This is a genomic window from Cupriavidus sp. SZY C1, from assembly GCF_032190535.1.
GTDB lineage: Bacteria > Pseudomonadota > Gammaproteobacteria > Burkholderiales > Burkholderiaceae > Cupriavidus > Cupriavidus pauculus_C.
Window position 1 is genome coordinate 253,158 of the sequence record NZ_JAUANU010000006.1, and the last position, 23,091, is coordinate 276,248.

Genomic DNA, 23,091 nt, shown 5'->3' on the forward strand with positions numbered 1-23,091 from the left:
GCTGCCGGTGCTATCTTGGCTGGCCGGACGACCGCGCGCGTTGCACGGTCGTCGCTATCATCAGCATGAATGTCGATGGATCTGATTGATCATCGTCCATCCATCATATGGATATTTAGCGCCGTCTTTCGATCATGACCCCTTCCCTGCTCGAATCCCTGATGTATGACGTGGGCCAGCTTTTCCTGTACCCCACGCTGGTGCTGATCGGCCTGCTGTTCCTCTACGCCTTCTGGGCCCTGGGCGACTTTGCGATGCAGGCGTGGCTGCGCAGCCGCCATGCGATTGGCACCGGGCGCGGCTACCCGCTGGTGGCCTGGGCGCGGCGCCACAAGGTGACCCACCCCGACGCGCTGGACGTGACCGCGCACAAGCTGCTGGAACGCCCGCGCATCGCCACGCGCGTGGCGCCGATGCTGGGGCTGGTCGCGACGATGATTCCGATGGGGCCGGCGCTCAAGAGCCTGTCGGGTGGCAACCTGGCCAATGTCGGCGAGAACCTGACCATCGCGTTCTCGGCGGTGATTTTGGCGCTGATCGCGGCCAGCATCACGTTCTGGGTGGTCAACGTGCGCCGGCGCTGGCTGGCCGAGGAACTGGTGTGGCTGGGCCAGACGCCGCCGCAGTGGGAGCCCGAGGCATGAAGTTCCTGGACGAAAGCGAGGCCGACGACCCGATCCTGTCGGTGGTGAACCTGATCGACGTGTTCCTGGTGGTGATCGCCGCGCTGCTGGTGACCGTGGCGCAGAACCCGCTGAACCCGTTCCTGCACCAGGACGTGACCGTGATTTCGAACCCGGGCAAGCCGAACATGGAAATCGTGTCGCGCCAGGGCGAGAAGATCGTGCGCTACCAGGCCAGCGGCCAGGCGGGCGCCGGCGACGGCATCAAGGCGGGCGTGGCCTATCGGATGAAGGACGGGTCGATAGTCTACGTGCCCGAAGTGACCCAGACAGGCGGCGCCGACCGCGCGCCGTCGCAACCGGAGGCCGCGCGGCCATGATGCGATTCCTGAACGTCCCGGCCGCCGTGGCGGCGCTGGTAATGGTGGCCGGCTGCGCCTCGACGCAGCCGTCGCCCGATGCCGCCAGCCGGCAGTTCGCCGGCAAGTCCTATGTGCTGCTGGGCGAGGTCCACGACAACGCGGACGGGCAGCAGCAGCGGCTGCAGGCGCTGACGCGCGCGGTGGCGGCCGGCTGGCGCCCGGCCATCGCGATGGAACAGTTCGACCGCGAACGCCAGCCCGACATCGATCGTGCCCGCCGCGAACGGCCGCGCGACGCCGACTACCTGATCGCCCAGGCGGCCGGCGGCAAGAGCGGCTGGGACTGGACGCTGTACCGGCCCGTGGTGGCGCTGGCGCTGCAATACGACCTGCCGCTGCTGGCCGCGAATCTGTCGCGCGCCGACGCGTCGCGCATCGTGCGCGGCGGCATGGGCGACGTCTTCGCCCGCGACCAGCAGACGGCGCTGGGCCTGGACCGCGCGCTGCCGGCGGACATCGCCGCCGCCCAGACCGCCGCGCTCGACGCCGGCCACTGCGGCCATTTCCCCAAGGCGATGCTGCCCGGCATGCTCGACGCCCAGGCCGCGCGCGACGCCGTCATGGCCCAGACCCTGCGTCCCTACGCCAGCCGCGGCGCCGTACTGATCGCCGGCAACGGCCACGTCCGCCGCGACATCGGCGTGCCCCGCTGGCTGCCCGATACCGGCAACGGCGTGCTGAGCATCGGCTACCTGGAACCCGATTCGCCCGCCACCGGCTTCGACACCGTCGTGCGCGTACCCGCCAAGCAACGCGAGGACCCGTGCAAGGACGCGGTGATGGGAAAACCGATGGCGCGGTAGTGCGTGGTCCGTTCTGCCACCTCGCCAGTTCCTCTCCCCTCTGAGGGTCTGCTTGCCGACGGGTCTCGCATTTTGAACCGCTGGCCCTCACCCCCAACCCCTCTCCCGCAGGCGGGAGAGGGGAGCAGGACGGCGGGCGGTGAGTCGTGGTTTGGTCTGCCACTGCGCGCCAGTTTTTCTCCCCTCTCCCATGCAATGGGAGAGGGGCCGGGGGTGAGGGCGTTGAGGATCTGCTTGCCGACGGGTCTCGCAATTTGAACCGCTGGCCCTCTCCCCCAACCTCTCTCCCGCAGGCGGGAAAGCGGAGCATGACGGCTGGCGGTGCCGTGCGGCGCTGCCCTACTCCGCCAGCAGGAAATCCAGTTCCGCCCTCAGCCCCTTGCCCTGTGTCGCGTCGCGCAGCGTGACCTTGCCGCCGAAGCGGGCGGCCATTTCGCGGGTGATGGCCAGGCCCAGGCCGGAGCCCGGTTCGGTGTTTTCCACGCGGCGGTAGAAGCGGGCGAACACCTTCTCGCGCTCGTTTTGTGGGATGCCGGGGCCATCGTCCTCCACGGTCAGCAGCGCGTGGCCGTCGCGGCGGGCGGCGGATAGCGTGATGCGGCTGCCGCGGCCCGAGTACTGGATGGCGTTGTGGACCAGGTTGGCCAGCGCCTCGCGCAGCAGCGCGGCGTCGGCGCGCACGGGCAGGGTCAGGCCGGCCGGGCGTTCCCAGCCGAAGTCCTGCTGCTTGCCACGTGCCTGCGGCAGGTAGTCCAGCGCCACCTGTTCGGCCACCGTCACCGCGTCGATAATGCCGGCCACTTCCTCGGACGCCGCGGCGTCGCGCGCGGGCTGGCGCACGCGGGCCAGCGCCAGTAGCTGGTTGGTCAGCCGGGCCGCCTGTTCGAGCTGGGTGACGATGCCGCCCACCGCCTCGGATGCCGCCGCGCGTGCCGGGGCGTCGTGCGGCAGTTGAAGTTGCCGCTGGGCGAATTCCGCCTGGGTCTTGAGGATGGCCAGCGGCGTGCGGAGCTGGTGCGCGGCGTCGGCGATGAACTGGGCCTGCGACTGCGCCATCGCCTCGGAGCGCGACACGTGCAGGTTCACGGCGTCAACCAGCGGGCGCACCTCCACCGGCACGATGTCGAACCGCAGCGGCGTCAAATCCTCGGGCGACCGCGCGCGCACGTCGTCGCGTACCCGTTGCAGCGGCTTGAGCACGTAGGTGATGCCGCCCACCAGGATCAGCGCCGACAGCGTGATCAGCGCGATGTCGCGCAGCAACGCGCTGCGCCAGACGTTGCCGATCAGCGCGGCGCGCGGCTCGGCGGTTTCGGCCACCTGGATGATGACGCGCATGTTGGCGTCGGGGCGGTAGATCGGCCGCGCCAGCGCGGCGATGCGCACGGCGTCGCCGTGATAGGTGGCGTCGTAGAAGCGCGGCACGTTGTTGGCCAGCGCGCCCCGGGGCAGCGGCAGGTCGTCGTAGCCGGTCACGGTCTCGACGCTGCCGCCGCGCTCCATCGACACGCGGTAGAACACGTGGGTCTGCGCGGCGGTCTCGAACATTTCCATGGCGGCGTCGGGCAGCGTGAGCTGCACGCTTTCGCCGGCCATGCCGATGGCGTTGTCGATGGCCCGCACCGAGCCGTAGAGCGAGCGGTCGTAGGCGGTGTTGGCGGCGTCGCGCAGCGTGCCGTAGGTGAACCACGTGTCGGCCGCCATCATCAGCGCCAGCGCCGGTACCAGCAGGATCAGCAACTGCCGGCGCAGGCTGCCGCGCAGCCACTGGCGCACGGGCAGGCGCGCACGCGGGCGCAGGTGGCGCGGCCACATGGCGTCAGGCCCCGGCGTCGGGGGCTTCCGGTTCCAGCAGGTAGCCGAAGCCGCGCAGCGTGACGATGGTGACGCCGTGCCCGCTCAGCTTCTTGCGCAGGCGGTAGACCAGCACCTCGATGGCGTCGGGGCTGACGTCGGCGTCGAGCGAGAACACCTTGTCCAGCAACTGCGCCTTGGTCAGCGGCTGGCCGCTGCGGGCCAGCAGGGCGCCCAGCAGCGTCGATTCGCGCGGCGTGAGCGACAGCGGCGCGCCGCCCAGCGTGAAGCTGCGCGTCTCGCCATCGAAGACCAGCGTGCCGCATTGCAGGCGCGGGTGCGCGCGGCCCCGGCTGCGGCGAATCAGCGCCAGGATGCGGGCTTCCAGTTCGGCGATGGCGAACGGCTTGGGCAGGTAGTCGTCGGCGCCCAGGTTCAGGCCGCGCACGCGCTCGTCGAGCGTGTCCTGCGCGGTCAGGATCAGCACGGGCGTGCGGTCGTCGCGGCCGCGCATCGACTTGAGCACCGCCAGGCCGTCCTTGCCGGGCAGGCGCAGATCCAGCACCACGGCGTCGTACTCCTCGGCCATCAGGCGGGCTTCGGCCTGCAGGCCGTCGGCCACGTGCTCGATGACAAAGCCGCCCTGCTCCAGCGCGCGGGCCACCCAGCGGGCCAGTTCCACCTCGTCTTCCACCAGCAGGATGCGCATGCCGGACCTCCTCTGCCCGCTCTCGTCGTGTCGCGCGGGGCCGCTCCGGGGCCCCCGCGGGCGCCTATAATACCTCCGCCCTGCCCCCCAGGTGTCCGCGGGCCGCCGCGTCATCGCCAGCGGTCCGCCCGCCTCCGATTCCCGTGCCGCCGAGCCTGCCCCCTTCCGCCGAATCCGCCGACCCCGACGCCTTCCGCGCCACGCGCCGCCATCTGCTGCTGGCGGGCGGGGCCATGGCGCTGGGCCTGCCCGCGGGCGCCCAGCCGGCGCCGCGCGTGCCGGCCGGGTATCCGGGCGACTACGCGGAGACCATCGCACGGGCGCAGCAGGAAGGCGCCGTGTCGGTCTATGCATCGACCGACCTGGAGGCGGTGCAGCCGCTGATCGACGGCTTCCAGGCGCGCTTTCCGGGCGTGCGGGTCCAGTATCAGGATCTGAATACGCTGGATCTGCATGAGCGCTATCTGGCGGAGACCGCGCGCCTGGGCGACGGCCGGCCGGCCCGCGACGCGGCGTATGCCGACGTGCTGTGGAGCACGGCGATGGACCTGCAAATCAAGCTCGTCAACGACGGCCACGCGCAGCGCTACGAGTCGCCCGAGCGCCGGGGGCTGCCCGGCTGGGCGGTGTGGCGCGACGAGGCGTGGGGCACCACGTTCGAGCCGGCCGTGATCGTCTACAACCGCCAGCATTTCGCGGGTGCGCACGTGCCCGGCAGCCGCAGCGGGCTGGCGCGGCTGCTGCAGGAACACGTGCAGCAATGGCGCGGCAAGGTGGTGACGTACGACGTGGAGCGCTCGGGCGTGGGCTACCTGCTGGCGCAGCAGGACGCGCGCATGGGCAGCGAATTCTGGTATCTGGCGCAGGCGCTGGGGCGGGCGGGGGTGCGGCTGTCGGCGTCGACGGCCGACATGATCGAGCAGATCGCCAGCGGCGAACTGGTGCTCGGCTACAACCTGCTGGGGTCGTACGCGCTGTCGCTGATGGAGCGCGGCGCCGGCATCGGCGTGATTGCGCCGCGCGACTACACGCTGGTGATGTCGCGCGTGGCGTTCATCGCCCGGCGCGCCCCGCGCCCGCACGCGGCGCGGCTATGGCTGGACTACCTGCTGTCGCGCGAAGGCCAGGCGCTGTTGAGCCGGTCGACGTCGCAGCTCTACACCATCCGCACCGACACCGACAGCCAGCACACCGCCAACGCACTGGCCGAGCGGCTGGGCTACGCGCTCAAGCCGATCAGCGTCGGGCCGGGGCTGCTGGCCGCGCAGGATGCGCTGCGCAAGCGGGCCTTCCTCGCGCGCTGGCGCGAGGCGCTGAAAGGCTGAAGCGGGGGAATCAGGCGACGACGGTCTGCGGCCGCTCGCAGAGCGCGGCCATCTCGGCGTCCAGCGGCGCCATCGGGCGCGGCACATAGCCAAGGCGCAGCGCGGGAGACAGGCGCAGCGTGTCGACAAAGGCGTCCGCCAGGCGCTCGGCCTCGCGGCTCAGTTCGAAATCGGTCGGGGAAAACAGCCAGTGGGCCAGCACGCCGCCAATGGCGGCATGGAACGCGTTGACGGCCAGTTCTAGGTCCAGGTCGGCGGGTAGCTGGCCACGCTCCATCGCCAGGCGCAGGTGCTCGCGCATCTTGACCGTGCCTTCCTGGTGGGATTGGCGCTGGCGCTCGAAGATCGCGCCGTTGTCCTCCACCATCTCGCACTTGTGGAAGATGATCTCGAACACCCGGCGCCATTGCGGATTGGTCACGGTCTGGCGGAACACGAACGCGCAGATGTCGCGGATGCCGCCCAGCGGGTCTTCCTGCAGGGCCAGCCGCTCGGGCGCGCAGAGCGCCTCGACGGGCAGGTTCACGCGGTCGCACATGGCCGCGAACACGTCGCTCTTGTTCTTGAAGTGCCAGTAGATGGCGCCGCGCGTGACGCCGGCCGCCTCGGCGATGTCCGCCAGCGACGGGCGCGCCACGCCGCGGGCGTGGAACACGGCTTCCGCCGCGTCAAGAATCCGGTTGCGCGTCTCTAGCGCTTCTTCCTTGGTACGTCTGACCATTTCCTCTTTTCCCAGGACTAGGGCTTGCCGTCCGGGTCTTCTGACCCCTTGCGCGGATGTCGCGGCCAGGGGCTTTGGCCTTGCAAGTCGCCCGATGGTTGCGGCGGGCCGCATCGTACCGTGAATGGAACAATCGTGCTCACGGCGGCCGAACATTCCAATGCACACAACAGGTGCCATGTGTTGCGGGCACCGCTAATTTCGTAAGCGGGACTTACATACATGCGCGAATGTATCTATACTACGCGCTTGTCCGGAGTTCGGCCAAGCCGTTTTTTCGCGGGTGCAGGTGACCCGCCAGTCCCGCCGCCGATTCCGTCTGACTCAAACTTCACTTTTTAGCCGCCGCGCCCCGCCCCCGGGGCGCAACTGCTTCCTGCGCCATGCCGGGAGCGGCGCGGCAGATCTCAAATTGCCATCACGGGGTTATCGATGAGGAAGTCCCAACCAGTCCGTGGCGTAGCCGTTGCTGCCGCCGCCATCGCCGTTGCCGTGGCGCTGTCCGCCTGCGGCAAGAAGGCCACCGAAGGTGGCGCCCCGCCGCCGCCGGAAGTGGGCGTGGTTACCGTCACACCGTCCGCCGTCGCCGTCGTCAACGAATTGCCGGGCCGCCTGGAAGGCGTGCGCACGGCCGAAGTGCGCGCGCGCGTGGAAGGCATCGTGCTGTCGCGCAACTACACCGAAGGCGGCGAGGTCAAGGCCGGCCAGGTGCTGTTCCGCATCGACCCGGCCCCGTACCAGGCCCAGCTTGCATCGGCCAAGGCCCAGCTGGAACGCGCGGAGGCCAACGCGGTCTCGGCCCGCCAGAAGGCCGAGCGCTACAAGCCGCTGGTGGCCGTGAACGCGGTCAGCAAGCAGGAATACGACGATGCCGTGGCCGCTGCCGGCCAGGCCAATGCCGACATCGCCGCCGCCAAGGCGGCCGTGACCACGGCCCAGATCAACCTGGGCTACACCACGGTCACTGCGCCCATCTCGGGCCGCGTGGGCCGCGCGCTGGTGACGGAAGGCGCACTGGTGGGCAAGGGCGAGGCGACCAAGCTGGCCACCGTCGAGCAGGTCGATCCGATCTGGGTCACGTTCACCCAGCCGGCGTCGGAAGTGGCGCGCCTGCGGGCCGCCATCGAGTCCGGCAAGGTCAAGGGCGTGAACGGCGGCGCCAGGGTGCACCTGTTCCCGGAAGCCGGCGACAAGGAATACAGCGCCACCGGCAAGCTGCTGTTCACCGACATGACCGTGGACCCGACCACCGGCGCCATCACGCTGCGGGCCGAATTCCCGAATCCGAAGCGTGAACTGCTGTCCGGCACCTTCGTGCGCGTGAAGATCGAGCAGGGCATCGACGAAGCCGCCCTGACCGTGCCGCAGCGCGCGCTGATCCGCAGCGCCCAGGGCGCCAGCGTGATGGTGGTGGGCGCCGACGGCAACGTGGCCGCCGTGCCGGTCAAGGCCCCGCAGGCCATCGGCGACCGCTGGGTCGTGACCGAGGGCCTGAAGGGTGGCGAGAAGGTGATCGTGGAGGGCCTGCAGAAGGTGCGCCCCGGTGCGCCGGCCAAGGCCGTGCCGTTCCAGGCGCCCAAGACGGCGGAAGCCGCGCCGGCATCGGGCGCCGCCGCGCAGGGCGCGCAGCCCGCCGCTGGCAAGGACGCCAAGGCCGGCCAGGCCACCCCGGCCAAGCAGGGCTGAGGCGGCGAGCCATCCAGAGAATCCGCAGAGAATCCGTTTAGGGAGCCAGATTCATGGCGAAGTTTTTCATCGACCGGCCGGTGTTCGCGTGGGTGCTCGCGCTGATCATCGTGCTGGGCGGGATGCTGGCGATCACGCAATTGCCGATCGCGCAGTACCCCAATATCGCGCCGCCGATCATCACGGTGACCACCACCTACCCGGGCGCGTCGGCCAAGACGATCGAGGACTCGGTGGTCACGCCGATCGAGCAGGAGCTCAACGGCGCACCGAACCTGCTCTACTACGAGTCGCAGAGCGAGTCGTCGGGGCTGGCCACGATCAACATCTCGTTCGCGCCGGGCTCCAACGCCGACCTGAACTCCGTCGAGGTGCAGAACCGCCTCAAGCGCGTGGAAGCGCGCCTGCCGGCCGAAGTGCGCCAGCAGGGGGTGCGGGTCGACAAGGCCGGCAACAACTACATGATGTTCATCACGGTCTCGTCGAAGTCGGGCAAGTCCGACGCGATCGAGCTGGGCAACTTCGTCTCGGCGCAGGTGGTGGACTCCGTCCGCCGCGTGCCAGGCGTGGGCGCCGCCGACCTGTTCGGCACCGAGTACGCGATGCGGATCTGGCTGGATCCGGCCAAGCTGACGGGCTACAACCTGACGCCGCTGGACGTGACCGCCGCCGTCGAGGAACAGAACATCCAGGTGGCCGTGGGTGAACTGGGCGGCACGCCGTCGCCGCGCGGCACGGAACTGAACGCGACGGTCAGCACCGAAAGCCGGCTGAACACGCCGGAGCAGTTCGCCAACATCCTGCTGCGCGTGAACCCGGACGGCTCGTCGGTGCGCATCAAGGACGTGGGCCGTGTGGAACTGGGCGGCGCCGACTACTCGACGCTGGCCCGCATCAACGGCAAGCCGGCGTCGGCCATCGCCATCAAGCTGTCGCCCACGGGCAACGCGCTGGCCACGGCCGAGGCGGTACGCGCCAAGATGGAAGAGCTGTCGCGCTTCTTCCCGCCCGACTACGAGTACAGCGTGCCGTACGACACCTCGGCCTTCGTGAAGATCTCGATCGAGGAAGTGGTCAAGACGCTGCTGGAAGCCGTGGTGCTGGTGTTCCTGGTGATGTACCTGTTCCTGCAGAACTTCCGGGCCACGCTGATCCCGACGCTGGTGGTGCCGGTGGCGCTGCTGGGCACGTTCGGCGCCATGCTGGCGTTCGGCTTCTCGATCAACGTGCTGACGATGTTCGGCATGGTGCTGGCGATCGGTATCCTCGTGGATGACGCCATCGTGGTGGTCGAGAACGTCGAGCGGATCATGAGCGAGGAAGGGCTGTCGCCCCGCCAGGCCACCCGCAAGGCCATGGGCCAGATCACGGGCGCCATCATCGGCATCACGCTGGTGCTGACGGCCGTGTTCATCCCGATGGCGTTCTTCTCGGGCTCGGTGGGCAATATCTACCGCCAGTTCTCGCTGTCGCTGATCTCGTCGATGGCGTTCTCGGCGCTGCTGGCGCTGACGCTGACGCCGGCGCTGTGCGCCACGCTGCTCAAGCCGGTGGAAGCCGGCCACCACCACGAGAAGAAGGGCTTCTTCGGCTGGTTCAACCGCACGTTCGCCACGGCATCCACGGGCTACCAGGGCATCGTGGCGCGCATCCTCAAGCGCTCGGGCCGCTACCTGATCATCTACGCGCTGATCATCGGCGGCGTGGTGGTGCTGTTCCAGCGCCTGCCGTCGTCGTTCCTGCCCGACGAGGACCAGGGCTACATGATCACGGTCGTGCAGCTGCCGACCGGCGCCACGCAGGAGCGCACCATCGGCGTGCTCAAGCAGATCGAGGACTACTACCTGCAGAAGGAATCGAAGGTGGTGGACCAGATGATCACGGTGGCCGGCTTCTCGTTCTTCGGCCGTGGCCAGAACGGCGGTATCGCGTTCGTGCGCCTGAAGGACTGGAAGGAACGTCCGGGCGAGGACCAGACCGCGCAGGCGCTGGTGGGCCGCGCCTTCGGCACGCTGTCGTTCATCAAGGACGCCATCATCTTCCCGCTGAACCCGCCGGCCATTGCCGAGCTGGGCAACTCGTCGGGCTTCGACTTCCGCCTGCAGGACCGTACCGGCCAGGGCCACGCGAAGCTGATGGAGGCGCGCAACATGATGCTCGGCATGGCCGCGCAGTCGCAGGCGCTGGTTGGCGTGCGGCCGGAAGGCCAGGAAGACGCGCCGCAGCTGCGCATCGACATCGACCGCGAGAAGGCCCGCGCGCTGGGCGTATCGGTGGCCGAGATCAACCAGACGCTGTCGATCGCCTTTGGCTCGTCGTACGTGAACGACTTCATCTACGAAGGCCGCGTGCGCCGCGTGATCGTGCAGGCCGAAGGCCAGGACCGCCTGCTGCCCGACGACCTGGGCAAGCTGCGCGTGCGCAACGGCAACGGCGACATGGTGGCGTTCTCGGCGTTCTCGACGTCGCAGTGGATCATGGGCTCGCCGCGCCTGGAGCGCTACAACGGCATGCCGGCCGTGAAGCTGGCCGGCCAGGCCGCGCCGGGCAAGTCCACGGGCGAGGCGATGCGCGTGATGGAGGAAAACTTCGCCAAGCTGCCGCCGGGGTTTGGCTTCGAGTGGTCGGGCCAGTCGTATGAAGAGCGCCTGGCCGGCTCGCAGGAGCCGATCCTCTACACGCTGTCGCTGATCATCGTGTTCCTGTGCCTGGCCGCGCTCTACGAGAGCTGGTCCATCCCGGTGTCGGTGCTGCTGGTGGTGCCGCTGGGCGTGATCGGCGCGCTGCTGGGCGTGACGCTGCGCGGCATGCCCAACGACGTGTACTTCAAGGTGGGCCTGATCGCCACGATCGGCCTGTCGGCCAAGAACGCCATCCTGATCGTCGAGTTCGCCAAGGACCTGCAGGCGCAGGGCCGCAGCCTGATCGACGCCACGCTGGAAGCGGTGCACCTGCGGTTCCGCCCGATCCTGATGACGTCGATGGCGTTCATCCTGGGCGTGCTGCCGCTGGCCATCTCCACCGGCGCGGGCTCGGGCAGCCAGCGCGCCATCGGTACCGGCGTGATGGGCGGCATGATCACGGCCACGGTGCTGGCGATCTTCCTGGTGCCGGTGTTCTTCGTGGTGGTGCGCAGCCGCTTCAAGGGCAGCAAGGCCCAGCAGGAACGCGAACAAGCGCGCCTGGAAAGCAGCCAGAAGGAAATCTGACCATGACCAAGACTTTGACCACATTGCTGCTGGTGGCCGGGGTGATGAGCGGCTGCACGCTGGCGCCGCGCTACGACCGCCCCGCCGCCCCCGTGGCCGGCAGCTACCCGGCCGCGCCGGACGGCTACGCCACGGCCGAGGTGAAGAGCGGCGAGACGCGCCGGGCCGCCGATATCGGCTGGCGCGAGTTCTTTACCGACCCGCGGCTGCAGACGCTGATCGCAACGTCGCTGGAAAACAACCGCGACCTGCGCACGGCCGCGCTGCGGATCGAGGAAGCGCGCGCGCAGTACCAGATCCAGCGCGCCGACCTGCTGCCGACGGTGAACGGCAACGCGAGCTTCCAGCGCGGGCGGTTCTCGGGCGCCACGTCGGGCGTGAACCAGTCGTTCACGGGCAACATCTACCAGGTGGGCCTGTCGGTGACGCAGTGGGAGCTGGACTTCTTCGGCCGCGTGCGCAGCCTGTCGAACGCCGCGCTGGCGCAGTACTTCTCCACCGAGGAGGCGCACCGCGCCGCGTACATCTCGCTGGTGTCCGAGGTGGCCAAGGCGTACCTGGCCGAGCGGGCCGCCGCCGAGCAGTACGACCTGGCGCGCGAGACGCTGGAGGCGCGCCAGAGCACGTTCGAACTGGCCAAGAAGCGCTTCGATGCCGGCGCCACGTCGGCGCTGGACCTGCGCGACAACGAGTCGCTGGTGGCCCAGGCCCGCGTGTCCGCCGCCCAGCTCGCGCGTCAGCGCGCGCAGGCGCAGAACGCGCTGGAAGTGCTGGTGGGCAAGCCCATCGCCGAGATTCCGAACCTGCCTGCGCCGATGCGGCTGTCTGACGAGCGCATCATCAGCGACATCCCCGAGGGCCTGCCCTCGGATCTGCTGACGCAGCGTCCGGACATCCGCCAGGCCGAGCAGGCGCTGCTGTCGGCCAACGCCAACATTGGCGCGGCGCGCGCGGCGTTCTTCCCGCGCATCACGATGACGGCCAATGCGGGCAACATCAGCACGTCGTTCACGAACCTGTTCGACAACGGAGCGGGCGTGTGGTCGTTCTCGCCGCAACTGGTGCTGCCGATCTTCGACTATGGCCGCAACCTGTCGAACCTGGACCTGGCCAACGTGCGCAAGAACATCCAGGTGGCCAACTACGAGAAGACGATCCAGACCGCGTTTTCCGAGGTGGCCGACGCGCTGGTGGCACGCGGCACGCTGGAGGAACAGGTGGCCGGCCAGGAGCAGCAGCGCAACGCCGAGGCCGCGCGCTACGAGCTGTCGCGGCTGCGCTTCCGCAGCGGCGTGGCGAGCTACCTGGACGAACTGGACGCCCAGCGCCAGCTGTTCTCGGCCGAACAGGCGCTGGTGCAGGCGCGGCAGCTTCGGCTGACCAACGCGATCGACCTGTACCGCGCGCTCGGCGGCGGCCTGAACGAAACCGGCGCGGTGGCCCAGGCGGCCCCGCAGCCGGCCCCGACGGCGACGACCACGCAGTAATCGTCGCGTGCAGCGCGACTGTCCATGAAAAAGGGCGAAGCCTTCGGTGCTTCGCCCTTTTTCTTTTGGCGCATGACGGGGTGGATGCTGATGCGCCTGCCCTCTCCCCCGACCCCTCTCCCGCGAACGGGAGCGGGAGAGGGGAGCAACAACGCCGCAATCGTCGGTCAGAACTTGTACGTCGCCGCCAGGAAGAACACGAGCGGGTTGGGCCGCAGCGTGGTCTTCGACGTGGACAGCACGGTGCCGTCCGACGCCTTGATCGTCATCGTCGATTCCGATTTCAGCGGGATGTAGGTCACCGCGCCGGTCACGCCCCAGTGCTCGTTGAAGTTGTAGGTGCCGCCCAGGTTGAAGATCGGCGCCCATGACGACGACGCGTCGGCGCTGACCGACGTCGGGCCGGGGATGCCGGCCCCCGCGGCCAGGATGGCGCCGAGGTTGTTGTTGACGGACTCGGCAAAGGCCGGGTTGACCTTGATGTCGGTGAAGAAGTTGTACGACACCCCCACGCCCACGAACGGCCGGAACGACACCCCCGGCGAGCGGAAGTGGTACTGCACCATGGCGGCCGGGCTCCACTGCCGCGCGCGCGTGATGATCGGGTTCAGCGACGGGTCGCCCAGGCTCTGGCGGCCCAGCGCGCCGGCGGGCCCGGGCGGGATCAGCTCGCCGTGGCCGTAGATCTTGAATGTCGGCGGGATGCCGCCCACGCCCGTGATGGCGATGTGGTCGGTGACAAAGTGGCTGAACGTCAGCCCCAGCGTGTCCGCGTTCGACGACGACAGCCCGCTGCCCGGCGCCGTGAACGACGACGGCAGCCCGAGCGGGTAGTTGATCGGCACGTCGACGACGTTGGTGGTCAGCGGCCCGCTGGTGCCGAACGTCTGGATATGGAACCAGCCGGCCGACACGACGTTGTCGCCAGCCTTCTGCGCGTGGGCCGGCGCGGCCAGGCCGGCGGCCAGCAAGGCGGCGGCGGCCAGCCGGCATGCCAGGGTGAGGCGCTTGTTCTGCATCGTGGTCTCCCCTGTTATTCGACGAAGGCGCCGATCGTGAAGTACGGGCTGCCGTTGCGGTTTTCCAGGAAGCCGAACACGCCGCCCGTGAACATCAGCTTGCCGGTGATGCCGGGCGTGCCTTCCTTGCGCGTGGTGGTGATCACGCCGGGCGTGGTCTGCGAGAAGTCGAGCTTCAGCGCGATGGCCCGCGTGGCGTCCGATGCGTGGAACGGGTCCAGCATGGCCGCGTCGGCCCCCACCAGCGCCGTGGTCTTGTACTCGAACGCGCTGTCCACGCCCACGTACTCGCCGTTGATCGTGCCCTGCGTGGCCGCCACGGCCGGCGCCATCATGCCGATGCCGATCTCGTCGTCGGCGCCCAGCGGCAGCGCCTCGGCGCTGGCGTAGCCCACGCGGATCATCACCGGCACCAGCTGGCCGCGCAGCTTGCCGACGATCAGGTACGCGCGGCCCATCACGGCGCCCAGCGTCGGCGCACGCTCGCCTTCGTAGTTGGTGGACATCAGCGTGCCGGTGGGCTGCGCCACGAACTTGTTGCCCTTCTGCTTGCAGGTGCCGCCGCTGCGGTTGTCGCAGACCGTGAACGAGCCGTCGGCCGCCAGCGACATCCGGTAGTCCTGCGCCACCTGCGCAAAGCCCTGCGACGGGATCTCGTGGAAGCCCGATCCGTTGTAGACGCCGGCCACCTTGCCCAGGTCGGTCTCGGTCTGGGCAAAGCCGATGAACTGGAAGTACGGGAACGTGGTGTCAGGCACCGCGCCCGCGCCGAGCAGGCCGTTGAACTGGATGCGCGCGCCGGGGATGGTGCCGCCCATCACGCCCTCGCCCAGGAACAGCTTGGCCGGGCGCGCCGGGTCCAGGCTGGCGCCCTGCAGCACAAACGCGCACTGGTTCAGCTTCTGGGTCGGCAGCGTGGTTTCCTGCGCCAGCTTGCCGGTCATCACGTTCTTGCCGTCGGTGGGGTCCGAGCGCGTGGGCGAGACCGTGCCCGGCGTACGCGGCACCGACGAATCCAGGAACGTCACGGCCCACGTCATCCTTGCCGTGTCGATCTGCACCTTGACCAGCTCGCCGGAGCCGGTGCCGCCGATGTACGGCGTCGAGTAGTCGACCGATGCGGGACACAGCCGTGGCGTCACCGACGCCGGCGTGGACGTGCCCCCGCCACCGCCGTCCCCGCCGCCGCAGGCGGCCAGCAACGTGGTGGTGACGAGCGCCAGCGCCAGGCGCGGCGTCCAGCGTGGGATCGGATGCTGCTGCATGTGGAGTCTCCTTGGTACGTTCTTATGGGCGAGGCAGGGTACTGGGGTGCGGCTAGCGGCTAGCGGCTGGCCACGGCGCTGACGCGGAATGTCGGGTTGGCGGCGTCGCCGAACAGGTGCGCGTACACGGGGCCCGTGGTGATGAGCGAGCCGGTGATGCCGCTGTTGTCCACGGTGCTCACCAGCCCCGGCTGCGTGGCCTGTGTCAGATCCATCTGGAAGCCGCCCGTGGGCGTGAGCGACGGGTCCTGCGGATCGAGCCACGCGCCCACGTTGTCGTGCAGCGACGATGCGACGTAGCGGAAATCGCTGCCCGAGCCGATGTAGCCGCCCTTGAGCGTGGCGGCCGTGGCCGCGGTGGCCGGCGCCAGCAGCGCGATGCCGGATTCGTCGTCGATGTTGATGTCGAACGTCGACAGGTCCGCGATGGCGTAGCCCACGCGTACCACCAGCGGCACGCGCTGGCCTTCCAGCTTGCCGACCACCAGCACGCCATGGGCCCGCGAATCACGGGTCTGTACGCGCTGGCTGTAGAAGATCGGATACTGGGCGCCGCCGGACGCCTCGGCGTTGCCGCTGTCGAAGCCCGCGCCATCGGCCCGCAGCGTCCACGGCGTGCCCGTCGTGCGGCAGGCGGCGTTGCTCGGGCCCGTGCAGGACCCGTCGGCCTGCAGCGTTTCGGTGCCGCTGTAGGTGCCGGCCACGAAGTGGTCGCTGGCCACGATGCTGCCGCCGGACGGCACCAGGTGATAACCCAGCACGTTGTAGCGGCCGGCCACCTTGCTGAAATCGGTCTCGGTCTCGGCAAACGCCAGCGCCGGGTACATCGGGAACGTCTTGGCCGGAATGACGCCGATGCCGAAGATGCCGCCGAAGCTGATCGTCGCGCCCGGGATGCCGCCGCCGACCACACCGTTGCCGACGAACAGGATCGGCGGATTGGCCGGATCGATCAGCGCCTGCGAGCGCCCGTCGGACGCCACGGCGGTCTTCAGCTCGTACGCGCAGTTGTTCTGCGCGGCCGTGGGCAGCGGGCGGGTCGGGTGCGACATGGTGCCGGTGAACGTCACGCCGGCGCGGGTGGGATTGACCTCGCCCGGCACCTGCGGCACGGCCGATTCGAGCACCTGGATGCGGTAGGTGCCCTGCTTGCTGTCGAGCTGGATCTTCAGCAGTTCGCCCGCCCCCGATCCGCCCGTGTACGTGGTGCCGTAGTCCAGCGTTGCCGGGCAGATGGCGGCCACCGGATGATTGAGGGTGGGGCCCGACGGCGTGCACGTCCCATTGGTGGCGCATTGCTGCGCGGCGGCCTGCGGCGTGGTGCCGCCGGGGTCGCCGTCGCCGCCGCCGCAGGCGGCCAGCGCGAAGGTCAGGCTTACCCCGGCAATGGCAAAGGTGGTGCGTCGAAGGATCGACGGGTGCATGGTTGTCTCCTCGTTCTTATGGCGCGCGCACCGGCATGGGCCAAGGTGTCGCACGGTGGTCGGAATCTCGCGTTTCAAGCGCCTGCGCGCAATAGAGCGCTCGTTCCAAACATCGCCGCCGTGCCGTGGGCCGTTGTTGGCCAAGCGATCACGTGGCCTGTTCAAACCGCCCGCGCGTGGCCCGGCACGCGCATTCAAACGGGGGTGACGCCCGGCGTGGCGCGCTTCAGAACTTGTATTCGCTGTTGGTGGGGTCGAACGCGGACGCATCGAACGACTTCTTCGCGGCCTTCTCGAAGACGATCTTCTCGACCATGTTGCCGTCGGCATCCCAGGCCGTTTCCGCGCGCGGCCACGGATGCTTGAGGTCGAACATCAGCTGGACCTTCTTGGCGTAGTACTTGGGCGCGCCCTCGGGCAGCTCCCAGGTCAGCGCCACCATGCGCGTGCCGTGCTCCTGCACGATCTCGGCGCGGCTGTACTTCTCGGACAGCCCGGCGGCGCGCAGCGTCCTGGCGTCGCGTTCCAGCATCGACAGCACGAACTGGAAGCCCAGGTCGCGCACGGTGTGGTTTGACTGCGACCTGGCCAGCGAGCCGTCGATCGACGTCCAGATCGACGTGAAGCCCATGATGCCGCCCAGGTGGCCGTACATCTCGTCCTTGCGCTTGGTCTCGTCGTACAGGATCTCCTGCCCCGCCTGCGCGCCGTTGGGCAGCCACCTGGCGTAGAGCTGGCGCGGCATGTGGCGGTAGCGGATGAACATGCGCGCGGGCTTGTCCTGCCACTGGCCGTTCAGCCGCTCCTGGCGCGTCATCGTGTATTCGTACTCGGGAAAGCGGTTGATCTCCTGGCGCGCCCACGTCAGCAGCGCCTCGGGCTGCAGCGCGTCGAACACGGCCAGCACCTGCGCGTCCGGCAGCGCGGCCAGTTCGCCGCTGGCCGTCTGCCGGGCGAACAGCGCGGTCTGCTGGGCGGTGGACAACCCGTCGTAGGGCGTGGCGGGGCGGGCCGCGGCGGGCGCGGCCGGGGCGCCCTGCGCGTGCGCCTGGAGCAGGGTGCCCGGCTGCGTGGCCAGGAACCCCAGGATGCCGCCGATCGCGGCAATCAGGACCATCTGCTTCATCGCGTGTCTCCAGTGTGTGGTCTGGCGTCAGGCAAGACGGGGCCCTCCCGCGCGTGGCAGCCACGGCAGGTGCATGCGTGCGGCAGGCGCGGCGCGCAGGGGGTCACGCCTCGCCGTCGGCGTGGCGTATCAACAGGTCGTTCTCGAAGGCGACGGTTGCCGTCGCGGCTCGTGGCGGTGCGCGCCGCGGCCCCGGTGGAGACCGCGGCGGCGGGCCGCTATGTCCTGGGGCGGGTGCGCATCCAGTCGTCGAGCGGATTGCTGGGGAAGGTGGCGCAATGCTCGCGGCGTACCGCCATGCTGGCGGTGGGCGGCCGCGATGCGCCTTCACTGCGTGCGGCCCGCGCGCTGCGCCGGGCCCGGCCCATCGCCGCGGCGGTGGCGGCGGCCAGTTCCTGGGCTTCGGTCTCGGCCGTGGCGGCCTGCGCGGCCATCTGGGCCTGTTCGTCGGCGTGCTGGGCCTCGCCGATCTCGAACACTTCCTGCAGGGCGCCCAGTTCCTGCGTGGCCGGCGACGGCGCCTTCAGGGCCGCCACCACCATCGACGTCAGTTGCGCCAGTACCTGCGCGTCGCTCATCCGCTTGCCCTGCGTGAAGGCCGGCATCAGGTTGCCCAGTTCGTCGCCAGCCAGCACGCCGGCCAGCGCCTTGAGCGCGAAATGCAGGCGCCAGCCCAGTTCCTGGCGCGGCACGTCGGGCAGCGCCCGCGCAAACGCCTCGAAGAAGCGTCCGAAGACGGGCGCGTAATGGCCCATCAGCCAGGACTGGATGAATGGCGAGGTATCGGAATACACGCGCCCGAGCAGGCGCAGGAACGACGGGCCGCCAATCTCCGGCTCGCGCGCCATCTGCAGCGCGGGCACGAACAGCGCGCCCATCACGTGCTCGCAGCGGATGGCGTTGCCGGGCCAGCGGGCCTCGCAGGCGTCCAGCAGCGCCAGGCGCCGCGTGTTGAGGGGATCCAGCCGGCGGCTCAGCACCGACTGCATCATGATTTCCTTACTGCGGAAGTGATAGTTCACGGCAGCCAGATTGACGATCGCTCGTGAAGTCACCTGCCTGAGCGAAGTCGCCTCGTAGCCTACCTCGATGAACAGTTTCTCGGTCGCATCGAGGATGCGGGCCTTCGTATCTCCTGCCGTGGTTTTCCCGGTCTTCATGGGGGCGTCTCTCGCTGAAAAACCGCTGTGGACCCCTGCAAAAAAATGTCACGCAATCCACCACCGTCCCGCTCCGCGCTCTGTCGGCATACGGATGCTTCAAACGGTTGTAGGGAGCCTATCCAGCGCTCCGAGCGTTTCACAAGTCCATTTTTCGAAGACTTGCTCTAAATTGCAAGCCTTCTGTGGTGGCCGATTCCGCCAGGCGATTTCAGTCACGCCGTGATGGTCTTGCGCAACGTCGTGGCATTCTGCGCCGCCAGGGCCAGCACTGACAACTGGGGATTGGCCCCGATGCTGGTAGGAAATACCGATCCGTCGAGCACGTACAGGTTCGGCAACTGGTGATGGCGGCCCGCGCTGCTCACCACGCCGCGCGCCGGATCCTCGCTCATCGCGCAGCCGCCCATCAGGTGCGCACTGAACAGGAGCACGCGGAACGGCTTGAGCGGCAACTGGCCGATGGCGTCGCGCGCCTGCGGCCAGCTTGTGTACCACGTGGCATCCAGATGGGCCGGCCGCACCCGCTGCGCCCCGGCCGCGAACTGGGCCTCGGCCATGCTCAGGTAGGCGCGGCGCACCCCGTCCCATAGGTAGTCGCTCACTTCGTAGTCCAGGGTCGGGCTGCCATCGTCGGCAATCCGGACCCGCCCGCCGGGGCTTTCGGGCACAAAGCCGTCGCGCAGCAGCGCCAGCATGGCGTTGGCGTGCGGCAGCGCGGCCATGTCGCGCCGCAGGTCGTCGCCCATGCCGTTCAGCACGCCGGCGCTGATGCCGGGGAACATCGGCGGGACTTCGAGCTTGTAGCCGATCGGCCCGGTCGCGCCGTGGCGCCACTGGAAGTGGTCGGACGCGATCGACTGCGGCGCGCCATAGTATGGATCGATTCTCTCCGGCATTTTGGCGACACTCAAATTCACCGGATGAATAAACGTGCGTTGGCCGAGCCGCTCGTACGGGTCGGGCACGCGGGATCGCAGCAGCAGCGCCGGCGTGTTGATGGCCCCGCCCGCGGCAATGACATGGCGGGCGCGGACGGTGACGCGGATGCCGGTCGGCGAGTAGCCGTCATGGCCCAGCGCGTCGCCCGTCACGCCCCGCACGGCCTTGCCGTCATGGTCGATGGTCCTCACCCGCAGCCGGTGGACCAGTGTGGCGCCATGCGCCAGCGCGGCGGGGATCGTCGACACCAGCATCGACTGCTTGGCGTTCACCGGACAGCCAAGGCCGCAATAGCCCGAATTCCAGCAGCCCTTCACGTTGCGCGGGATCACGTGCCATTCCCAGCCGAGCGCTTCGCACCCGCGCCGCAGCACCGCGTTGTTCGGGTTCGGATCCATCGCCCACGGCGCCATGCTGAGCCGTTCCTCGATCCGGGCAAACCATGGCGCCATGTCCTGCTCGCCGTGGCCGGCCACCGCGTGGTGCGCGGCCCAGTGCGCCAGCGTGCGCGGCGGGGTGCGGAAGCTCGACGACCAGTTCACCGTGGTGCTGCCGCCCACGGCGCGGCCCTGCAGGATCGAGATGGCGCCGTCCGACGTGGCCCGCGCGGCGGCCTCCTGATACAGGGTGCGATAGGCGCGCGCCTCGTCCATGTCGCGGAAGCTGTCGGACGTATGCAGGCCGCCCTCCTCCAGCATCACCACGTTCAGCCCGGCCTCGCTGAGCAGCTCGGCGGCAATGCCGCCGCCCGCGCCGGTGCCGACGATGACAACGTCGGCGTCGATGGTGCGCGGCGCGGTGAACGTGGCGGCGTCCAGCACCTTCCAGCCGGACGCGATGCCGGCGCTGTAGAGATCGGGAATCGGCATGGCGGTCAGCCCTGGAGGGCGCGGTAGATGGCGGGATTGGGGCCGGGATAGCCGCTGGCGGCCCAGGTGTCCGGCGCGACGAAGTAGCTCACGCTGGCCAGCTTCACAAGCACCACGCCGCCGGCGTTGAGCGCGCCGATCCGGCTGCCGCGCCAGCGCGCCAGGAACGCGCGCACCTGGTCCGGCGTGGCGGCGTGCCACGGCGTGCGCACGCCCGCCAGCACCCAGCGCAGAGGCGCGCTGGCCAGCAGGTCCAGCAGCTTGCGCAGTTCGTGGCGTGCGTTGAGGTCCATTGCCGCAATGGTGCCGTCGATGTTCCGCATGGCCGCGTCGATGCGCCGCGCGCGGGCTGCCGCGTCAAGCCCTTCGAGTTCGCTCGCCACGGCCGGCAGCACCGCGCGGAACAGCGCCACGTCCGCCGGGCGCAGCCACGCCATGCCGGGCTGCGGCGGCGTATCGGCCGGCGAGCAGCCCGTCAGCCCCGGCAGCAGCGCCGAGCAGGCCACGGCGGCTGACAGCCCGGCGCCGAGCTTCAGGAACACCCGGCGCGACGGGTCGGGCGGGACGGCAGGATCGGCAGGGTTTGTCATCGTGTCTTCGGATGTTGTTCTGCGCGTCGCCGGGGGCTGGCGCGGCCGCACTGGGGCGGCGTTGCGATTCTGCCGAAGCGGCGCATTTCTTTTTTGGGCCGTGCAACGGTTTCAAACGCACGACCGACTGGCGCCTGCCATGCCGGTCTTTCGGCACGAACGCCGTTTAATGTGACGCCAACGGCGCTGGATATCGCCGAAAAATAGAGCAATCCTTCCATCCACGGCATTTGACCGACCCGGCAGCGGACCCTACGATGACATCGATCAATGTCACAATCAACGGTGTTCGCAGCCCTCGCCACCCCCGGCGGACGCGACGTGGCACCAGACCGGAAAGCGCCCTCATGAATGCACCCGCCGAGCTGCCAGCGTTTCTCTCGTCCGAGCCGGAACAGGCGTGCGACATCGCCATCATCGGCAGCGGGTTTGCCGGGCTCGGCATGGGCATCCGGCTCAAGCAGTCGGGCGTGGACGACTTCCTGATCTTCGAGAAGGCCGATTCGGTGGGCGGCACCTGGCGCGACAACCACTACCCCGGCTGCGCCTGCGACGTGCAATCGCATCTCTACTCGTTCTCGTTCGCGCCGAATCCGGACTGGTCGCGCATGTTCTCGCGCCAGCCGGAGATCCGCCGCTATCTCGAACACTGCACCGACCGCTTCGGCCTGCGCGGCCACCTGCGGCTGGGCCACGAGCTGGCGCGCGCCGAATGGGACGCTGGCGCCGCGCTCTGGCGGCTGCGGATGCGCGATGGCCGGCGCGTGCGCGCCCGCGTGCTGGTGTCCGGCATGGGCGGCCTGAGCCGACCGGCCATCCCCGATATCCCGGGCCTCGACACCTTCGCCGGCACGCTGTTCCACTCGCAGCAGTGGCGCCACGACTACCCGCTGGCCGGCAAGCGCGTGGCCGTGATCGGCACGGGCGCCAGCGCCATCCAGTTCGTGCCGCAGATCGCGCCGCAGGTGGCGCGGCTCGATCTCTACCAGCGCACGCCGCCGTGGATCATGCCCAAGCCCGACCGCACGGTCACGGCGGCCGAGCGCTGGCTGTTTCGCCATGTGCCGGCCACGCAGGCGCTGGTCCGCACCGGCCTGTACTGGATGCTGGAATCGCGCGTGCTCGGTTTCGTGGTCCATCCCCGGCTGATGAAGGCGGTGGAGCAGGTGGCGCGCCGCCACCTGAAGCGGCAAGTGCCCGACCCCGCGCTGCGCCAGACGCTGACGCCCGACTACACCATCGGCTGCAAGCGCGTGCTGATCTCCAACGACTACTACCCGGCGCTGATGCGCGACAACGTCGACGTGGTGACCACCGGCATCGCGCGCATGGAGCCCGACGCCGTGGTGCTGCGCGACGGCACGCGCCGGCCAGCGGACGCCATCATCCTGGGCACCGGCTTTCATGCCACCGATCCGCTGCCGCGCGGCGTGATCATCGGCCGCGACGGGCGCGACCTGCTCGATGCCTGGCGCGACGGCGCCGAGGCGTACCTGGGCACCACCGTGGCCGGGTTTCCCAACCTGTTCCTGATCGTCGGGCCGAACACGGGCCTGGGCCACAGCTCGATGGTGTTCATGATCGAGTCGCAGGTGAACTACGTGCTCGACGCACTGCGCCAGATGCGCCGCGACGGCGTGCAGGCCGTGGACGTGCGCCCCACCGTGCAGGCGAACTTTAACCAGAGCATCCAGCGCAAGCTCGGCCATGCAATCTGGACGGCCGGCGGCTGCGCGAGCTGGTACATCGACCCGCGCAGCCACAAGAACACCACGCTCTGGCCCGGCTTCACGTTCCAGTTCCGCCGCGCCACGGCCACGTTCCGCATGGGCGACTACGAGCGCTGGCCGGTGCGCCATGGCAACGCCGCTGCCGCCGAGCCGGGGCATGCCGAAACGGTCCGCGCCTGACGCGGCG

The 23,091-nt window shown here is 69.4% G+C and carries 18 protein-coding genes; 8 read left to right on the forward strand and 10 right to left on the reverse strand.

Annotated features, from left to right (window positions below; genetic code table 11):
- The first annotated feature begins 134 nt into the window (after positions 1–134).
- Genes QTN24_RS12345 through QTN24_RS12355 form a run of 3 tightly spaced genes read left to right on the forward strand, consistent with a single transcriptional unit; the run spans position 135 to position 1,848 of the window.
- Positions 135–644 carry a MotA/TolQ/ExbB proton channel family protein gene (locus tag QTN24_RS12345; protein WP_253699989.1) on the forward strand — a complete coding sequence of 170 codons (510 nt, stop codon included), beginning with the start codon at positions 135–137 and terminating at the stop codon, positions 642–644.
- Complete coding sequence (locus tag QTN24_RS12350) at positions 641–1,003, forward strand: DUF2149 domain-containing protein (protein WP_313837385.1); 363 nt, start codon at positions 641–643, stop codon at positions 1,001–1,003. Before QTN24_RS12345 ends, QTN24_RS12350 begins: the two co-directional genes overlap by 4 nt.
- Positions 1,000–1,848, forward strand: coding sequence for a ChaN family lipoprotein (locus QTN24_RS12355; RefSeq protein ID WP_313837386.1), 849 nt, complete (start codon positions 1,000–1,002; stop codon positions 1,846–1,848). Before QTN24_RS12350 ends, QTN24_RS12355 begins: the two co-directional genes overlap by 4 nt.
- A gap of 339 nt (positions 1,849–2,187) precedes the next feature.
- Here the strand turns inward: QTN24_RS12355 and QTN24_RS12360 are convergent, their stop codons facing one another.
- Complete coding sequence (locus QTN24_RS12360) at positions 2,188–3,663, reverse strand: sensor histidine kinase N-terminal domain-containing protein (RefSeq protein ID WP_313837387.1); 1,476 nt, start codon at positions 3,661–3,663, stop codon at positions 2,188–2,190.
- Between the two features lie 4 nt (positions 3,664–3,667).
- Entirely contained in the window at positions 3,668–4,351 is a 684-nt protein-coding gene (locus tag QTN24_RS12365; protein ID WP_124682823.1) for a response regulator, read from the reverse strand.
- A 233-nt stretch (positions 4,352–4,584) separates the two neighbouring features.
- Here QTN24_RS12365 and QTN24_RS12370 point away from each other — a divergent pair, with 233 nt between their 5' ends.
- On the forward strand, positions 4,585–5,676 hold the full coding sequence (locus QTN24_RS12370; RefSeq protein WP_172966094.1) for an ABC transporter substrate-binding protein: 1,092 nt from the start codon (positions 4,585–4,587) through the stop codon (positions 5,674–5,676).
- A gap of 10 nt (positions 5,677–5,686) precedes the next feature.
- Here QTN24_RS12370 and QTN24_RS12375 read toward each other — a convergent pair whose 3' ends face one another.
- The gene (locus tag QTN24_RS12375; RefSeq protein ID WP_124682822.1) at positions 5,687–6,397 is read right to left on the reverse strand and encodes a TetR family transcriptional regulator; all 711 of its coding nucleotides are present in this window, start codon (positions 6,395–6,397) and stop codon (positions 5,687–5,689) included.
- 432 nt (positions 6,398–6,829) lie between these two features.
- Here QTN24_RS12375 and QTN24_RS12380 point away from each other — a divergent pair, with 432 nt between their 5' ends.
- From QTN24_RS12380 to QTN24_RS12390, 3 genes are read left to right on the forward strand one after another with little or no spacing between them, the layout of a single operon-like run.
- Positions 6,830–8,083: an efflux RND transporter periplasmic adaptor subunit gene (locus QTN24_RS12380; protein ID WP_313837389.1), complete on the forward strand. Its 1,254-nt coding sequence runs from the start codon at positions 6,830–6,832 to the stop codon at positions 8,081–8,083.
- Between the two features lie 53 nt (positions 8,084–8,136).
- Positions 8,137–11,292, forward strand: a complete 3,156-nt coding sequence (locus tag QTN24_RS12385; protein WP_313837390.1) for an efflux RND transporter permease subunit — start codon at positions 8,137–8,139, stop codon at positions 11,290–11,292.
- A gap of 2 nt (positions 11,293–11,294) precedes the next feature.
- Positions 11,295–12,779 (forward strand): efflux transporter outer membrane subunit, encoded by a 1,485-nt coding sequence (locus QTN24_RS12390; RefSeq protein WP_313837391.1) that lies wholly within the window; start codon positions 11,295–11,297, stop codon positions 12,777–12,779.
- Between the two features lie 167 nt (positions 12,780–12,946).
- Here the strand turns inward: QTN24_RS12390 and QTN24_RS12395 are convergent, their stop codons facing one another.
- From QTN24_RS12395 to QTN24_RS12425, 7 genes are all read right to left on the reverse strand, one after another.
- A complete protein-coding gene (locus tag QTN24_RS12395) occupies positions 12,947–13,798 on the reverse strand; it encodes an OmpW/AlkL family protein (RefSeq protein WP_313837392.1) in 852 nt (283 codons plus the stop codon).
- 14 nt (positions 13,799–13,812) lie between these two features.
- Positions 13,813–15,063, reverse strand: coding sequence for a DUF2957 domain-containing protein (locus QTN24_RS12400; RefSeq protein ID WP_124682817.1), 1,251 nt, complete (start codon positions 15,061–15,063; stop codon positions 13,813–13,815).
- 59 nt (positions 15,064–15,122) lie between these two features.
- Positions 15,123–16,487 carry a DUF2957 domain-containing protein gene (locus QTN24_RS12405; RefSeq protein WP_313837393.1) on the reverse strand — a complete coding sequence of 455 codons (1,365 nt, stop codon included), beginning with the start codon at positions 16,485–16,487 and terminating at the stop codon, positions 15,123–15,125.
- Positions 16,488–16,713: 226 nt separating this feature from the next.
- Positions 16,714–17,613: a DUF1571 domain-containing protein gene (locus QTN24_RS12410; RefSeq protein ID WP_124682815.1), complete on the reverse strand. Its 900-nt coding sequence runs from the start codon at positions 17,611–17,613 to the stop codon at positions 16,714–16,716.
- Between the two features lie 218 nt (positions 17,614–17,831).
- Positions 17,832–18,773: a TetR/AcrR family transcriptional regulator gene (locus tag QTN24_RS12415; RefSeq protein ID WP_313837394.1), complete on the reverse strand. Its 942-nt coding sequence runs from the start codon at positions 18,771–18,773 to the stop codon at positions 17,832–17,834.
- Between the two features lie 215 nt (positions 18,774–18,988).
- Positions 18,989–20,584 (reverse strand): GMC family oxidoreductase, encoded by a 1,596-nt coding sequence (locus QTN24_RS12420; RefSeq protein WP_313837395.1) that lies wholly within the window; start codon positions 20,582–20,584, stop codon positions 18,989–18,991.
- A gap of 5 nt (positions 20,585–20,589) precedes the next feature.
- On the reverse strand, positions 20,590–21,174 hold the full coding sequence (locus QTN24_RS12425; RefSeq protein ID WP_313837397.1) for a hypothetical protein: 585 nt from the start codon (positions 21,172–21,174) through the stop codon (positions 20,590–20,592).
- A 347-nt stretch (positions 21,175–21,521) separates the two neighbouring features.
- Between QTN24_RS12425 and QTN24_RS12430 the strand changes: the two genes are divergently transcribed.
- A complete protein-coding gene (locus tag QTN24_RS12430) occupies positions 21,522–23,084 on the forward strand; it encodes an NAD(P)/FAD-dependent oxidoreductase (protein ID WP_313837398.1) in 1,563 nt (520 codons plus the stop codon).
- The last annotated feature ends 7 nt before the right edge of the window (positions 23,085–23,091 follow it).